This window comes from Kitasatospora sp. NBC_00315, from assembly GCF_041435095.1.
GTDB lineage: Bacteria > Actinomycetota > Actinomycetes > Streptomycetales > Streptomycetaceae > Kitasatospora.
Window position 1 is genome coordinate 7,913,110 of sequence record NZ_CP108025.1, and the last position, 15,570, is coordinate 7,928,679.

Here is a 15,570-nt window from a genome sequence, read left to right on the forward strand (position 1 = left end):
TGCTGGTCATGGGGCTGTACGGGGCGCCGGTCACGAGGCCCGGCCCCGATTCGTGCGGCGGACGGCCCGGGCGAGCAGGCCCAGCGCCCACAGCAGCAGCGCGGCGCCGGCCACCAGTGCGGGGGCGTAGCCGGCCGCCCCCGCGGCGCTCGCGGGCAGCAGCCGGCGGCAGAGCGGTCCGGTGAGGGCGAGCGCCGTACCCGCCAGCACGGCGCAGCCGAGCGCGTAGCCGCCGTACGCCAGCCGCAGCCGCACGGGGTAGGCCCCGAGCGCGCCCGCCGCCCCGCGCCGGACGGCGGACCGGACCACCAGGGCGGCGAAGGCCCGGCTGTCGGTGGCCAGTTGGACCGTCCCCAGGGCGTACCCGAGGATCTTGTAGCCGTCCAGCGGCGGCAGCGGCAGCAGGTTGGCGAGCGCCATGGCCGCGCCGAACAGCAGCAGGCCGCCGAGGAACGGCCTGGCCTGGGCCCGCTCGGGCAGCAGCGCCCAGGCGGGGTAGAACGGCAGCAGGAAGACCAGGTTCATCAGCACACCCGCGCCCGCCGTGGCGATCTGCTGGCGCCGACGGGCGAAGAACCGGACGTCCTCGACCTCGCAGTAGAGGTAGGTCATCATCAGCCGCCAGCGCAGCCCGATCTCCGTGGTCCGCCCGCCGAACGCCCGCCCCGCCAGGCCGTGCGCCACCTCGTGCAGCGCGAGACTGACCCAGAGCACCGCACCCACGGCGGCCAACGCGACCGGCTCGGCCATCAGTTCGGCGCTGTCGTGGACGAGCGCCCCCAGCCGCGCCGCGATCGCGCCGAGCAGCGCGAGGACCAGGGCCAGCAGGGGCACCAGGACACCGGGCCGGCGCGCGAAGCCGGTCGCCCGGTGCAGGCGCTCCAGCAGGGCCGGCGCGTCCGCGACCATCCGGACGCTGCCGCTCAGCAGGGTGGAGCGCGGCCCCGGCACCGGCACGGCCGCCGGGGCCGGCCCACTGTCGGCCAGCAGGCCCCGGCGGTACAGCAGTTGGAGCATCTGCTGCCACTGCTCGGGGCCGAGCCGGACCCGGAACCGCCGCGCGTACTGTTCGCCGATCTCCTCCAGCGAGCGGCTGCCGTCGAGCCGCTCGATGATGAACCGCTCCTTCGCACCGATCTCCAGGCGCCTGCCGCTCGCCGGGTCGAGCAGGAGGTGCAGGGTGGCGGTGCCGCGCACCAGGGCGCGGCTGGTCCGCACCCCGGGCCTGACCCGCGGTCTCAGCGCCGGCAGGTCGTGCCCGCTCACGGGGCCGCCACCGGTCGCGGTCCGCGCAGCGCCCGGGCGAGCACGTAGGAGAGGTACGCCTCGTCCCGGACGGTCACCGACAGCCGGTTGTTGGTCATGTGCAGATAGGGCGAGAGCAGCATCGGCAGCGACTGCGCGGGGTCGTCGACCGGCAGGTCGCGGGTGCCGTCCCAGGAGCGGAACACCAGGTCGCCGCGCCGGGTCAGATCGAGCACCCGCTCACGCAGTTCGAGACCGTGCTCGGCCCAGCCCCGCAGGACGCTGGGCAGCCGCTCCGGCGCGCCGTCGGCGAGCGCCTCCCGGATCACCCGGAAGCGCTGCGGCAGGCTGGCGTCCATGGTGCCGTACGCGCGGTCGTAGCCGTCCCGCGCGGTGTAGTTGGTGCCCTGGAAGGCACCGTTCCAGAAGTCGTGGTAACGGTCGAGGAAGTCCAGCAGCGCGTCCTCCTCGCGCAGGAAGCAGCCGGACATCGTCATCATCAGCTGGGCGGACAGCCCCAGCACGACGGTCCGCAGATGCACGTTCATCGTGCGCGCGGCCTCGATCACCAGATCGCTGGAGCGCTGGAAGTGCCACTCCGCCAGCGCCACCCCGGCCGGGCCGCCGTACTTGCCGTACTCGGGCTCGTACGGCTCCGCGCTGAAGGAGTTGTTCGGGCGCAGCCGCATCCGCCCCTCGGCGTCGAGCAGGCGCGCACGCTGCTCCTCGCGCTCCTCCCCGTGGTACTCCAGCTCGAAGAGCGTGTTGTAGAGCTCGGCGAGGAAGCCGCCCTTGACCTCGTAGAGCGCCGGGCGTTCCCGCAGGAAGCGGCCGATCGCCTGCTCGGCGCGCTCGCGCACCGTCGCGCTCGCCCCGGCGTGGGAGGGGCGCAGGCGCAGTCGTAGGTGCGGGCCCTCCAGCCAGTAGTTGATGAAGAAGTGGCCGGCCAGCAGGCCCTCCCGGGTGAGGGAGTCGACCAGTGGACGCACGCAGGTCAGCAGCAGCGGCCGGGGGCTGGCCGCGTAGAAGACGTGGAAGGCCAGCCAGTCGCCCGGGGCGGGGTGCGGCTGGGGGGCGGGGTCAGTCACGGCGCGGTTCTCCCTGCTGCTCGGGAGCGGCGGCGGCCGCTCGGGGGACGCTCTCCACGGCGAGTTCGGCGACGTGCCGGCCCTCCGGGGAGCGGACGTGCAGGGCGTCCTCGCCCGGCAGCATCTCCTCCAGGACCACCACGGCCGCCCGGCCCGCGAGCAGTCCGTCCAGGGCCATCAGCGACAGCGGGCTGTCGAAGTCCACGTACTGGGGCTTGGAGGCCCCGAACCAGCCGCCCACCTCGTCGGCCCGCGGCAGCGGACGGATCCGCGCGAACACCCGGTCGGGCAGGTCGTGCCGGCGCCGCCAGCGTTGCCACTGGAGGTAGCGCTCGGCGTCGTCCGCGCCCGGCCGCGGCACGGGCGTGGCCCCGGGCTCGACCGTCCAGGCGCGCCGGTGCAGGACGAGGCTGCCGTGGCGCAGCCGGGGCCGGTGGCTGACACCCCCGCTCGCCGGAGCGGCCGGCACCCCGCGCCAGACCTCCGGCGTCACCCGGGAGGTGGGGGAGAACAGCAGCAGCGTGCGGGGGATCTCGGGAAGCACCATCGGCACGAGGTAGCCGAGGTAGAGCGGCACCACCTCCCGGCCCAGCCGGCGTGAGCGCAGCAGCAGGCGGTCCTGCGCGATGTCGTGCTCCACGTAGAGGTCGTCCAGCTGGATCCGGGCCGCGTCCGCGGCGGTGCTGGTCTCGCCGGGGCAGACGATCTCGTGGTCGGTCAGCCGGCTGTGGAGGTTGAGGTTGGTGGTGGCGGCTCCGGCCGTGACCTCGGCGAACACCGCGCCGGGCGGGCAGAGTTCGCGCAGGGCCGCACGCAGTTCGGCCGGCAGGTCCGGGGCGGTGGCGCCCTCGCCCCGGTCCGGCGCGGTGGCGTCCACTCCGGCGGCGTCCTCGCCCCGGTCCACTTCGGTGGCGTCCACTCCGGCGGCGTCCTGGTCGGGCTCGAAGCAGTGCGTGAAGCGGGTGAAGGGGAAACAGAGGCCGCCGTAGGAGTTGTTCAGCACCACCAGCGGATCGCCGGCCCGTCTGGCCAGTTGCAGGAAGTGGCTGTACGGCTCGAATCCCCGCCCGAGCGGCGCCAGTTCGGCGGCGACGGCGGCCACCGCGGCCTCGTCGAGTTCGAGCTCGACGGCCGCGCCCGACCGCCCCTGCCAGAGCGTGTTCATCCGGCGGGCGAGCTCGGCCCGGGCCCGGTCCAGCGCGGTGATCTCCGGCATGCCCAGCCAGTTCTCCTCCACGGGGTGGGCGTTGTCCGCTCCGGCGGCCGGCTTCTGCGAGGTGAACTGGAGGTACTGGTTGAAGATGTCCTCGTGGAAGTCGTGCACCAGCTTCAGCAGATCCTCGCAGCGGCCGCCCCGGCCGTGGCGGACCAGGAAGAAGCCCTTCAGGGTCAGGCGCTGGGCCAGTGCCACGTCGAAGACGGGCAGGATCCGGGTCAGCGAGGCCAGCGGATCGGCCGCGACCCGGGCCCATTCGGCCGCGTCCGCCTCGGCGGGCGGTCCGGCGACGTCCTCGTAGAGCAGCGTCTGCGGCAACAGGGGCGCCTCGGCGCCCAGTTCGGCGTGCACGGCGAGCAGGTCCGCGCGCAGACCGGCCAGCAGGGCCCGCCGTCCAGCCGGCCCGGCCGCCGGGTAGCGGGCGATCCGGCCGGCGGGGCCGTCGAGCCGGTCGGCGATCCGCCCGGCCCAGGGGCGCTCCAGTCGGCGCAACGCGTCCTGGAAGGCGCGCAGCGGATCGCGGCTGTGCACATCGGTCGCCAGGCCCGGGAGCTGCAGGATGCCGAGGGCGAGCAGTGCGGTCAGGTAGTGGTCGGCCTCCGCCGCCGAGGCGCCGGTCGCCGTCCGCAGCTCGGCCGCGAGCTCGCCGTGCCGGATCGGCGGGCGGGTCCGCAGGATGTCCAGGACTCGCTCCAGGACACCGCTGAGGCGCAGGAAGAACAACCGGTCCTGGGCGGCGTCGAAGCTCACCGAGGCACTGTCGTCTCCGGCGGTCACCGAGCGCCGCACGAAGCGGACCCGCTCCTCGTCCAGGACCCAGCCGGAGGCGAGCGCGACCGGGAGGTCGCGGCGCCGCGCCGGGTCGGCGCCGATCAGCTCGGCGAGCCGGCTGAGGACGACCACGTTCAGCCGCGGGTGGCCGCTCGTCCCGCCGTCGAGCGCCAGCTCCTCCCCGGGGTCGGCCGAGGGCCGGAAGGTGCCGGGGGCGATCGTGGTCAGGGTGCTGAACGGACTGGTCTTGCACGCGGTGCGGTACAGGTACGCCAGCAGCGACCGCTCCATCTTGCGGCCGCGCTTGTCCGGGGCGGCCGAGGGAGCGGCGATGAAGCGGTCGAGCTTGCTCTCCAGGGTGGGCGAGGCGAGCAGCAGGCCGAGCCGTAACGGGTCCAGACCGGCCAGACGGCGCAACTCGGCCCTGCTGCCGGCGAGTTCCCGGGTGAAGATCGCGTCGCCGGCCACCTGGAGACCGGCGAGGCGCCGTCGGGCCTCCAGCCAGTGGGTGAGCAGCTCCCCGGTGGAGCCGCCCAGCTCTGCCGCGAGATCCAGCGCGGCGGCGGTGTCCCCGGGCAGCCGGTTGTTGAAGACCAGTCGGCGCAGCGCGAGCAGCTCCCGCCGCCGCGTGTCGGGGGCCGCGCCCACCAGCGCGCCCAGCGGCTCGCTCAGCCGGGCTCCGAGAGCCGTCAGCCGCTCCTCCTCGGCCAGCAGGTCGTCCGCCCAGCGGCGGGTGTCGGGAGCGCGCAGCGCCTGCACGCTCTCGATCGGCAGCCCGGCGGCCCTCAGCATGAAGCGGGGGCTGAGCACGCCCTCCGCGCGGTGGTCGGTCCGGTCGGTCATCCGTGTCTCCTCGCTCACCCCCGGCTCCGCCGGCTCAGGCGATCGGGTGGCTGAAGTCGGCCGGCTGGGGCCGCTCGTGGCCGATCATCATGATCAGCAGTGGTGTCTCGCCCGGCCCGTCGAGCCCCAGCTCCTCCGCGTAGGAGACGCAGTCGAAGCCGAGCGCCACGCCGCAGGCGAGGTCGAGTGCGGCGGCGGCCGTGTAGAGCGCCTGCGAGATCGAGCCGACCGTGGCGTTGACGAGCCGCAGACCACGGTCGCCGACGGCGTCCAGCACGGCCCGGGTGGGCGCCGCCACCGTGATCACGGCGCCCGCCTGTTCCAGGTTGTAGTTGGAGAGGAAGTAGTTGCGCTGCAGGAACTCGCCCTGCGGCCCGCCCTTGAGCAGCCGCAGCGCTCCCGCCGCGGCGTGGTAGGAGTACGCGCCGGCCGGCACTCCGACCACGTGGTTGACGAACGCGTAGAGCCTGGCCGGCGACGACCCGTCGGGACTGCGCAGGTCGGCGGCCAGATCCGCACCCGCCGCGGCCGCGGCCAGGGCGGCGGACAACTCCTCGGCGGCCATCGGCCTGGTGGCCGTGAAGCGGCCGAAACTGCTGCGCCGGCTCCGCAGCGCCTCCCGCACGCCCAGCGCGAGCGGCCGCGGCGCAGGCAGCGGGCGGGGCTCGCCGACCGCGGGCGGCGCCGCCGCCGTCAGCGCTCCGGCCAGCACGGCGCCGGCCGGCCTGGCGGTCGCGCCCTCCAGGGTCGCCGCGTGGATCCGCTCCACCGTGTCGAAGCCGATCACCCGCCGGGAGCGCTCCTGGTCCCCGAGCCGGACCCGCGCCCCGGCGGCGGAGGGCCGCGACCGAGCCCCGGCGGCGTCCGGCGGCCCCGGGGCTCCAGGGTGCGGCGACGGAGCGCCGGAGGCCGTGCGCCGGTCGGGGGAGCCGGAGGCCGCCGGGGCGCCCCAGCGCAGCGGGACCACCGCGAAGACGCCCTCCTCCCGCGCCGAGAGGCCCAGCAGGCGGCCGAGCCGGTCCTCGTCGAACCAGAACGCGGCGCCGACGTGCAGGCCCCTGGCGCGCGCCCAGATGCGCCAGGTCTGCAGCAGCGCGCCGATGTCCATCGTGACGACGTGGTAGGAGAAGCTGTTGTACTTGAAGGCGTTCTGCCAGAACTTCACGCCGAGCACCAGGAACTGGTCGGTGTCCGAGCCGTCCGTCGGATCGCCCAGCGCGGCGCGGACCTCGCCCGACACGTCGCCGGCCAGCAGCCGCTGCATCGAGTGGTGCGGCGTCGAGTAGTGGTAGACACCGGGGGTCAGCGGCCCGCTCGGGCCGGCCACCCAGTGCACGCCGATCGGGTAGAGCCCGCCGCCCGAGGCGGTGCCGCGCGACCAGTTGGCATGCGGGTACAGGGGCAGCGTGCCGAGGTCGGAGTTGGCCTGGACGGCGAGCCGGCGGCCGGTCAGGCCGTAGGAGTCCTGCAGCATCCCGCCCAGCAGCGGCAGCGTGAACGCTCCGTCGCCCACCTCGCCGAACAGCCCCTTCTGTACGGTGGCGGTCGCGAGGGCGGCGCTGTCGGGCAGCGGGAAGTGCTCCGCCCCCGGGTGGAACTTGCCCTTGCGCGGCCGGTCGGCCCAGTCGGGGACGAAGTCCGCCGGCTCCATGGGCACGCGGCCCCGCCGCATCACCGCGTCCGCGTACGCGTGGGCGTAGCTCATGGTCGGTCGGTCCTCTCGGGTCGGCAGCCGGAAGAAGCTGAGGAAACGTCAGGGAAACGGGTGCGGTGCGGGATTGAGGTCGTCGTCCCGGAGATCACGGTCGCGCAGGCCGGCCAGTCGGGCCGCGGTGCGCAGCCGGGGCATGGTCAGCGCGCGCTGGCGGCGGTGGCCGAAGTCGATCGGCAGCAGGCCCGGCACCAGCACACCGGCGGTGTGGAAACCGAGGTCGCGCTGCTCCGGCATGGTCTGGTCGACCACCACCACGTCGAAACCGGCGGCGGTGACCGCCCCGACGCAGGCGAGCAGGTCCTCCCGGAGGTCGGTGCCCGGCCGGATCGCGCCCGCGCCGCGCAGCGTGTCGAGCCCGACGGGCCCGGTGCGGCGCGGTGCCAGCAGGAAGTCCGCGTACGGGGCCATCTCGGGCAGGCCGTACAGCAGCGGGTGGTCGTGCAGCACCCGCACCCGGTCGAAGTCCTCGGCCATCGCCCGCAGCCGCCGCTCGTCGCGGGCCGTGCGCCGGCGCAGGTTGACCGCGTCGGTGGCGATCTCGCAGAGCCCGGCCCAGAGCGCGGCCTCGGGATCGAGGCTCGCCCCCGCGCCGAAGCAGAGCCGGCCCAGGCCGCCGTCGACCCGCTCCGCCACGGCGGTCACCACCGGGACGGGGAAGGAGACGCGGGTGTCGAAGAACCGGGCGCGGTAGCCGTACATCGCCAGGCGGTCGACCAGCGCGCGGATCTCGGGCCGCTCGGCGCGGGAGGCGTCGAGTTCGGGGAGCTCCAGCCTGCCGTACCAGGCCAGTAGGAAGGCATCGCGCTCGACGGCCTCCATCAGCCCGAAGTAGACCGCCTCCTCCAGGCAGCCGCCGGAGGCGCAGCCGTTGGAGCTCTCCTGGACGAACCGGTTCTCCAGCCCGCCCGGCGCGTGGTAGTAGCTGAGGATCTCCGGTACCAGGACGGGGCGGCGGTCGCGCAGCGAGTAGCCCCAGACCCAGGGCACCGGACGGTCGGGGGCGAACGGCCTGACGCCGGGCTCGGCCCGGTGGAACTCCTCGGAGTAGAGGCCGCAGACCCGCGGATCGACGGCCAGGTCGCCGAGTTCGTCGAGGCTGGCGACCACCGTGGTGCGCCGGCCCCGGGCCCGCATCCCGGCGAAGCGCTCCAGCCCCTCCAGCAGCCCGACCCGGGTGCTGGCCCGGTAGCTGCCGGTGTGCCCGCCCCAGAAGCACTCCCGCAGGTAGTCCCCCGAGCGCATGGTGAAGCAGCCGACCGTGGAGGAGGTGGAGGCCGAGACCAGGTCCGGGACCACCGAGGGGCCGAGCATCCCCGCGATCGGGTTGACGAAGGCCTGCAGCGGGAGCTCGTACGCGTCCACCCCGCGCAGCCGGAAGACGTCCGGCGCCGACTTCGGCCTGCTCGCCAGTTCGAGACGGGCGCCCTCGGCGGTGTCCTCGGGACGCCGGTCGCACACCGGGCACTCGGCGTCGGGCACCAACGGGAAGCTGCTGACGTGCAACGTCTCCAGATCGAGCAGGTCGACCCGCGGGAACCGCCCGGCGCCGTCGGCCGCTCCGTCCGGCAGGCCCGCGCGCTCCTGCCGGGCGGCGGCGAGCGCGGCCAGGGCGTCGGTGACGAACGGCACGGCCCACGGCGGCGCCCCGGCGGCGGCGGTGGCGCCGCCGAGCTCCAGTGCCTCCCGCAGCGGGCCCGAGCGGACGGCCTGCCAGCGCCGGGCCAGGCAGCGCGGGCAGGGTGATTCGCCCTGCCGCGCCGGACCGACCACCGCATGGTGTCCGTAGAGGTGGACCGGCACGGCGCGGTGGTCCTCCTCGGCCCCGGTGACGGCGAGTTCGTCCCGGGCCCCGAGGACGGAGACCCGCAGCACCGGTCCCGGCGGGTGGTGTTCCAGGGCCTGGGCCAGGCCGGCGGTCAGGGCTTCGCAGTGCTCGGCCCAGGGCCCCGTGAACCCGGTGAGGACGGACGGCGCCGGGCGGGGCGGCAGCTCAGTTCGCACGGGTCGCCGCCGGGACGGTGAGCAGCACTCGGGCCACCTCGATCCGGCCCGCCCGAAGGTCGGACGCACCGCCGGGAGCGAGCAGTGCGTCCCGTCCCAGCGCGCGGAGCCCTGCCAGCAGCCCGGGCCAGTGCGCGCCGGGCGCCGGGTCCAGCGGCGCACCGTCGCCGACCGGCAGGGCGCTCGGCTCCAGACCCCGGATCAGCGGGTCGCCCGGGTCGGCCGGCCGGCCGTCGGCGGCGTCCCGGCCGAGCTGCACCGGGCCGAGCAGGTCACGGACGGCCTCCAGCACGGCGTGCCGCAGCCGCAGCCCGCTGCCGACCGCCCAGACGGGCAGGCCGGTCCGGGGATCGGTGGCGCGGGCGAGCACCACCGGCGCCAGACCGTGCGAGCCGGCCCCGAGTTCGAGGAGTTCGAGGTCCAGACCGAGATTGGCCGCCGAGCGGGCGAGGAAGACGAGTTCGGCGTCGTCCGGGAGACCGGCGAGACCGGCGAGACCGGCGAGAGCGACCCGGGCGGCGGGGGCGCCGCGCAGCGCCTGCCGCAGCGCATCGTGGGCCAGGGCGGAGAGCAGCGCCCTGGCCGCGGCCGCGCCCGGGGAGTCACCCGCACCGGTACCGGCCGAGGTGGCCTCGAACATCCGGCCGTGGTTGTCGGCGCCGAAGGTGCGCAACGCGCCTGCCGGTACCAGGACTTCGGTGCCGTCCAGGAGTGAGGCGGCCCGGCCCCAGGCGGCGACGTCGGCGACGCCGGCTCCCGTACCGGCGCCGGTGGCCAGCGAGGCGGGGGCGACCAGCGGCCGCCGCTCCTGCGGCGAGCGCGCCTCGGCGGGGCCGACCAGCCCGGTGAGCGGGACGACGTGCTCGGCGTAGACCTCGGCGGCCCGGTACAGCGCCCGCAGGCGGGCCCCCGCGACGTGGTGCACGTCGAAGGCCGAGATCTCCCGTCGCGCTCCGGGGCCCAGCGCCAGGCCCACCGTGCCGACCTTGAGCGGCGTCTGGTTCCAGGTGTCGTCGGCGTAGGAGCTGAACACACCGGCGTTCGGGCGGACCAGCACGTCCCGGGTGTCGAGTTCGGCCAGCGCCGCCTGGGCGGCGGCCTCCTCGGCCGCGCCGTCCGCGGGCTGCCCGCCCTCCCCGGGCACCGTGAGGTCGGCGATCAGGTCGGGGAGCAGGCCGGCGCTCAGCACGGCCTCCGCGTCGCCGCAGCGCGGACAGCGCGGGTGCGGGAGCAGGGGTTCGGCGACGACGTCCAGCGAGTCGAGGTCCTGGACGATGATCCGGCCGTCGGTCTCGGGGGCGAGGGCCCCGGTGGTGAGCCGGAAGACCTCGTAGCCGAGCAGATTGCCGAGCATCGCGGCCAGCGGGCGGCCGATCCGGGGTGCGGCCGGCCCGGTCGGGGCGAGCGGGGCCAGCGAACTCCACAGCTCGGCGGCCGCGCCGGCCTCGGCGACGGCGCCCAGCCGCAGCGCCGCGCAGACCCAGCACCCGGTCGTCCCGGCCGACATCAGCGGGCCGATCACGGCGCGTTCGCCCAGCGTCCAGGCCGGGATCAGCCGCTTGCCGTCGGGTAGGCCGGCCTCCAGCAGCCGCACGGTCCGGCGGGAGCCGGCCGAGCCGCCGGTGACCAGCACCAGGTCGTACCCGTCGAGGTCGGCCCAGTCGGCGCCGGCCGGACCGCGGTCCTCCAGCCGGGTGACGGTCACCGGGCAGCCGGCCTCGCCGAGCGCCTTCACCTCCTGTTCGACCTCGTCGAAGCCGTTGCCGGGCCGGTCCACACCCGCGCTGACCCCGACCGAGGCGCAGCCGTTGCGCACCAGGGCGAGCACGCACCAGCGGGCGAGCAGGTCGTCGCCGAGCACGGCCACCCGGGTGTCCCGGAACGCCTGGAACCGGCGCTCCGCGTCGCCCGTGTAGTGGTCGACGTAACCGATCTGCGCGGCGAACCGGGCGGCGACCTCCGGTGCCACCACCCCGCTCGGCTCCGGCTCGGCGGCCCGGGCGAATCCGCGGCCGTACAGCGCCCGGACGAGCTCGACGACCATCCGGCGCTGGGTGTCGCCCAGCCCCTCGCAGATCTCGGCCACGCTGTGGCGGCCGTTGAGGTGGGGGACGATCAGTGAGGCGAAGCGGTACGCCTCCTTGGTGGTGAGGTTGAACCCGCCGTGGGCGTTGTGGAACAGCACACCGGTCGGGGTCCGGCTGAACAGCACGTCCCGGCGGATCCGTGGACGGGTGTCGGCTATCTCGTCGTACGCGGCCATGTACCTCACACCTCGGTCGGACGCAGGGGAGCGGCTGGTTGCCGCGGGGATTCGAGCAGTTCCGGGCAGCCCCGGCGGCGTTCCGCCGGGCGTTCCGCGCGGCGGTCGGGGCGGTGGTCGGCGCGGTGCTCCTGGCCGTGGTCGGCGCGAGGGTCCGGCTGGGGATCGGCGGCCCGGCCCGGGGGAGCGGGCGACCGGCTGCCGGCGGCGGCGCGGGTGAAGGTGCGGAGCAGGTCGTGCACCCGGTACCGGCCGTGCGGGGCCTCCTCCAGCAGCCCCGCCTGCACCAGCGTGGCCAGCACCAGCTCTCCGGTGGCCGGCCCCCCGGGGTCGCGGTGGGCGCCCTGGCCCTGCGGGGTGTCGTCGGTGACGGGATCCGCCGACCGCCCCGGGAGCTCGGCGAGCGTCGCCGCGCGGAGCGGCCCGGGGGAGAGCGGGCGGCCGGAGGGGACCACGGCGGCGCGGCGCGCCGTGGGCCCCGGGGCGCCCGGCCACGGCTCGCCGCGCAGGATGACGAGCTCCAGCCGCTGCAGGGCCGGGCCCGGGTCGACCCCGAGCTCCGCCAGCAGGTGGTCCTTGACGCGGCGGCACTCGGCGAGTGCCTCCCCGCGCCGCCCGGAGCGGTGCAGGGCCTCCACGAGCTGCTCGGAGAACCGCTCGTGCAGCGGATGCGCGTGGGCGACCGGCCGCAGGTCGGCCAGGGCCTCACGACATCGCCCGAGGGCGAGTTCGATGTCGAAGACGCGTTCGGTGCTGCGCAGCCACTCCTCGGTCAGGCCGGGGACGTCGTCCCGGTGCAGCGCGTCCGAGTGGACGTTGGTCAGCAGCGGGAGCTGCCACAGCGCCAGTGCGGAACGGAGCAGCGCCAGTTCGGTGCCCAGGTCGCCCGCCGCACCCGCCCGCCCGACCAGCGAACGGAACCGCAGCAGGTCGAGGGTCTGCGGATCGGCGGCCATCCGGTAGCCGCCGGGGACCGCCTCGATGGTGTTGCCGGCGATGCCGTACTTGCCGAAGAGCCTGCGCAGTCGCAGCACGCAGGTCTGCAGGGCCGCCTTCGCCGTCGCCGGCGTCTCCTCGCCCCAGATGACCCGCTGCAGCGACTCGACGGAGACCACGGTGTTCGGCCGGACCAGCAGGGCGGCCAGCAGGGCGGCCGGTTTTGACGGCTGGAGCACCGCGACCTCGTGACTGTCGGCGATGGCCAGCAGCCCGAGCACGGTGAACCGGGCCGGAGCCCGCTCCGCGATGATCTCGCTCTCGCCCACGTTCCCTCCCCCACGTTGCGTGTGCGCTGCAGAGAACCGCCTCGGCCAGGTGTCCGGGCCGGGGCGGCGGGCGGGTACGGCGGCACCGGTTTGAATGATCGGCGTCAACGTTCCCGGTGGCAGAACGTACGGGCTGACGGTTGCTCAAGTCAACAATCTGTCTAGGCATTTGAGCGAACGTTGAGCTAAGGATCGGGTGCCCCGGCCGGGGCCGTCGCCCGTGCTCCCGAGCGTGCGCGTCGACTGCGCCGGAGTGCGCCGGGGAGCTCCCTCGGAGCCGGAGAAGCGCCCCGTTCCGCGCCCCCGCCCGGGCCCTCGCCGGGCCTGCCGCCGGCCGGCGTGCGACCCGGGCCGTACCTGCGCAGGATGGGAGGGCGATCGGGTGTCCAGTACCGGGACGGAGGGTCGGGATGCGGCCGGACACGAGAACCGCCGGCGCGCTGCTGGCGCTGCTCAGCCGCGACCGGGCGGGACTGGCCGCCGCCCTGCCGCTCCTCGCGGCGGGCTGCTGGTGCGCCGCGGCGGGACCGGCGTGGGCGGTGCCGGTCGGCGTCGTGCTGATCGCCGCGGGGCTGCTGTTGGGCGCCGGATCCGTGCGCCACCAGCGGGTGGTGGCCCGGCTGACCGCGGCACATCCGCCGCCGGGCCGCCTGGTGGACGTCGGCGGGTACCGGCTGCACGTGCTGGCCGAGGGCGGCCGCGACGCGCCGGCGCGACGTCCCGCCGTGGTCTGGATGCCGGGCGGTCACGCGCCCGGCGTGGAGTTCCGGCACCTGCACGAGGCGGTACGCGGCGAGACCCGCTCGATCCTGGTGGACCGGGCCGGCAGCGGCTGGAGCGACATCGGGCCGTTCCCCCGTACGACGGCGCTGGAGGCCGAGGAGCTGGTCGCCGCCCTGGCCGGGGCGGCGGAGCCGGGGCCGTTCGTCCTGGTCGGGCACTCGCTCGGCGGGCTGCTGATGGCCAACGTGGCCAGGCGCCGGCCCGACCTGGTCGCCGCGCTGGTCCTGCTGGACCCGACGCCTCCCGATGTGATCGTCTACGGCCCGCCGAACCCGGCGCTGGACCGGTCCTTCCACCGGGACCTGCGCGACGCGCTGCGGCGGGTGTTCGGGCTGTACCGCGCACCGGGGGGCGACCAGGGCGACCCGGGCGCCCCGGCGGGGCAGGACGGCGAGCTGCGCGCCGGCATGTGCCGGGCGCGGTTCGGGTGTGCGGCCGCCTCGATCTTCCAGGAGCTGACCCCGGCCGGGATGGCGGCCGCCGGCTGGCGGACCGTCGTCTACGACGGTGACCTGGGCGACCTGCCTCTGATCCTGGTCACACCCGGTGACCTCACCGGGGGCGAGATGGTGCTGGACACGGCCGACGACCGGGTGACGGCGGAGCGGATGCGCCGCTTCTACCGGGGCACCCGGGAGCGGTTCCTGGCCGCCTCGACCGCCTCCCGCAGGATCCTCACGCCGGCCGGGACCAGCCACAACTTCCCGCACGAGGCGCCGGGCGCGGTGGCCGAGGCGGTGCTTGCGGTGGTGGCCGAGGCCGAGCGGAGAGCGGTCGAGAACCATCGCGGTGCTGCATCCTAGCGAACTCGTCGGATGGCCGTCGGATTGCAGACGAACAAATAAAGCAGATTCACTCGGCCAGGTGGGCCGAGCACTCCAACGAATGAAGGTCCCCGGCCTTCTTGGTTCAGGTGACAGAGAGTCAGTTGGTCTTCCTCTCGGTACCCGGTGGGTTTCCTGGGTCATAGGGCCTGGCGGTCCGGGGTTCCCCGGGTGCCGTGCCGCCGAAGGTCTTCGGGCAAGCCGTGGAACCTCCGCCGCCTCTCCTGTCCGAGGGGCGGTATCGGCGCGGTCCGGTATGGCCCGCTCTTCTGTCGGCCGACACCGTGCGTACACATGGCGAAGGCTGCGGAACTCCTCGAAGCCGCACTCCGGGAATCAGCAGGAATCACCGGGAATCACCATGGCCCGGGCCAATCCCGGCACCGGGCGAGTTCTCATTCCTCGTGACGCCACCGTGAATTCCCAGGAGACGGGCCGCGGTGTCCGGCGGGCCGTTTCGGCGGTCCTGGCGAGGGTCGCCGGAGCGTTGCGCGGCGATTCAACAGAAAGCCGGTCGGCCGGCAGGAGGAAGGTCGGCCCGGGCCGGCGTCCGACGCGGCCGTGGGGGATGGCGTCCACCTCACGCCGGAGAGGCCCCCCGTCCACCTGTCGATGCTCAACCTCAAACCCGCGCAGGCGCCACGCGCGGGAGCCCTGCGGGGGACCGTGCGAGGGACCGCCGTCCGGGCGCCGCCGGGGAAGGCGCCGGCCCGGGAACGACGCCGCCGGGGAAGGAGCCGGCCCGGGAACGATGGGGAGCGGCCGGGCCGGGGAGCGGCACGGCGGGGCCCACGGGATGTCACCGTGGGTCCCGCCGAGGCCGATGGACGTTGTGTCAGGCGGCGCAGAGCACGTCGGCGCCGGGGAGGTCCTGGATGGTGGACTCGGTCAGCGTCCCGCTCTCATATTCGTAGTACAGGTACGTGTAGAGGTCGATCCGGACGCCACAGGCCGAGTCGGCGGCTACCTGGTAGCTGAGCGTCACCGTGGTACTGGCCCCGGGCGCGACGGGCGCGGTGTAGCCGACGGTGTTGCTGCTGAGCGCGAAGCTCAGCCCCGGGACCTGAGTGGTCTGCCAGGTCGGCTGCACGGACTGGTAGATGAACTGCACGGGCGTGTCGTGCACGTTGGTGAAGGTCAGGCTGAGCGAGACGGTGCCGCCCGGCGTGACGGTCGAGGAACTCGCGCTGACGGAGAGCGCCGGGGAGTCCGCGTGGGCCGGCGGGGCGAGGAACACCAGGCCGAGGACGAGGGACAGGAGCGCGGACAGGCCGAAGCGCCGCAGAGTTGTAGTGGGCATGACTCCGGAGCCTAGGTCGCCCGTCGGCCGGCCGGGCCGGTCCTCCCGCCAGGAGCCGACAGATGACGGATCGTGGACTGACGGCCGTGTACGTATCGTTGGTCGGAAAATGCGCCTCGCCAGGTTTGGCGGGGCCCCTGCGCAGGTCGGAGTGAGTGTGCTGCCGGTGCCGGTGCCGGTGCCTGCACCGGCGACGCGTACGGGTGTCCGGGTCCGGCGACCGCCCGCAGGGGTGCGCCGGGTGCGGTCGCGTACGG

The 15,570-nt window shown here is 75.1% G+C and carries 9 protein-coding genes; 1 reads left to right on the forward strand and 8 read right to left on the reverse strand.

The genetic code is table 11. The annotated features are described in order from the left end of the window. Nucleotides 1-30 precede the first annotated feature (30 nt). The 7 genes from OG823_RS32815 to OG823_RS32845 are packed head-to-tail and all read right to left on the reverse strand — an operon-like array spanning nucleotide 31 to nucleotide 12,406. On the reverse strand, nucleotides 31-1,266 hold the full coding sequence (locus tag OG823_RS32815; RefSeq protein WP_371483928.1) for a peptidase M50: 1,236 nt from the start codon (nucleotides 1,264-1,266) through the stop codon (nucleotides 31-33). Further along, on the reverse strand, nucleotides 1,263-2,333 hold the full coding sequence (locus OG823_RS32820) for a lantibiotic dehydratase C-terminal domain-containing protein (protein ID WP_371483929.1): 1,071 nt from the start codon (nucleotides 2,331-2,333) through the stop codon (nucleotides 1,263-1,265). The genes OG823_RS32815 and OG823_RS32820 overlap by 4 nt, the downstream gene beginning before the upstream one ends. Next, nucleotides 2,326-5,163, reverse strand: coding sequence for a lantibiotic dehydratase (locus tag OG823_RS32825; RefSeq protein WP_371483930.1), 2,838 nt, complete (start codon nucleotides 5,161-5,163; stop codon nucleotides 2,326-2,328). Before OG823_RS32825 ends, OG823_RS32820 begins: the two co-directional genes overlap by 8 nt. A gap of 34 nt (nucleotides 5,164-5,197) precedes the next feature. Then, entirely contained in the window at nucleotides 5,198-6,868 is a 1,671-nt protein-coding gene (locus tag OG823_RS32830) for a SagB family peptide dehydrogenase (protein WP_371483932.1), read from the reverse strand. Nucleotides 6,869-6,916: 48 nt separating this feature from the next. Continuing rightward, a complete protein-coding gene (locus OG823_RS32835) occupies nucleotides 6,917-8,866 on the reverse strand; it encodes a TOMM precursor leader peptide-binding protein (RefSeq protein WP_371484740.1) in 1,950 nt (649 codons plus the stop codon). Between the two features lies 1 nt (nucleotide 8,867). Then, nucleotides 8,868-11,141, reverse strand: coding sequence for a TOMM precursor leader peptide-binding protein (locus tag OG823_RS32840; RefSeq protein ID WP_371483934.1), 2,274 nt, complete (start codon nucleotides 11,139-11,141; stop codon nucleotides 8,868-8,870). A 5-nt stretch (nucleotides 11,142-11,146) separates the two neighbouring features. Beyond that, nucleotides 11,147-12,406: a BTAD domain-containing putative transcriptional regulator gene (locus tag OG823_RS32845; protein ID WP_371483936.1), complete on the reverse strand. Its 1,260-nt coding sequence runs from the start codon at nucleotides 12,404-12,406 to the stop codon at nucleotides 11,147-11,149. 410 nt (nucleotides 12,407-12,816) lie between these two features. Here OG823_RS32845 and OG823_RS32850 point away from each other — a divergent pair, with 410 nt between their 5' ends. Continuing rightward, a complete protein-coding gene (locus OG823_RS32850) occupies nucleotides 12,817-13,992 on the forward strand; it encodes an alpha/beta fold hydrolase (RefSeq protein WP_371483937.1) in 1,176 nt (391 codons plus the stop codon). Between the two features lie 856 nt (nucleotides 13,993-14,848). Here OG823_RS32850 and OG823_RS32855 read toward each other — a convergent pair. Next, on the reverse strand, nucleotides 14,849-15,313 hold the full coding sequence (locus OG823_RS32855) for a hypothetical protein (RefSeq protein WP_371483939.1): 465 nt from the start codon (nucleotides 15,311-15,313) through the stop codon (nucleotides 14,849-14,851). Nucleotides 15,314-15,570 lie beyond the last annotated feature (257 nt).

What these genes read in the sequence shown, in the direction of transcription:
- OG823_RS32840 (WP_371483934.1), bottom strand. Translation starts at nt 11,141, where the DNA reads ATGGCCGCGTACGACGAGATAGCCGACACCCGTCCACGGATCCGCCGG.
- OG823_RS32825 (WP_371483930.1), bottom strand. Translation starts at nt 5,163, where the DNA reads ATGACCGACCGGACCGACCACCGCGCGGAGGGCGTGCTCAGCCCCCGC.
- OG823_RS32855 (WP_371483939.1), bottom strand. Translation starts at nt 15,313, where the DNA reads ATGCCCACTACAACTCTGCGGCGCTTCGGCCTGTCCGCGCTCCTGTCC.
- OG823_RS32830 (WP_371483932.1), bottom strand. Translation starts at nt 6,868, where the DNA reads ATGAGCTACGCCCACGCGTACGCGGACGCGGTGATGCGGCGGGGCCGC.
- OG823_RS32850 (WP_371483937.1), top strand. Translation starts at nt 12,817, where the DNA reads ATGCGGCCGGACACGAGAACCGCCGGCGCGCTGCTGGCGCTGCTCAGC.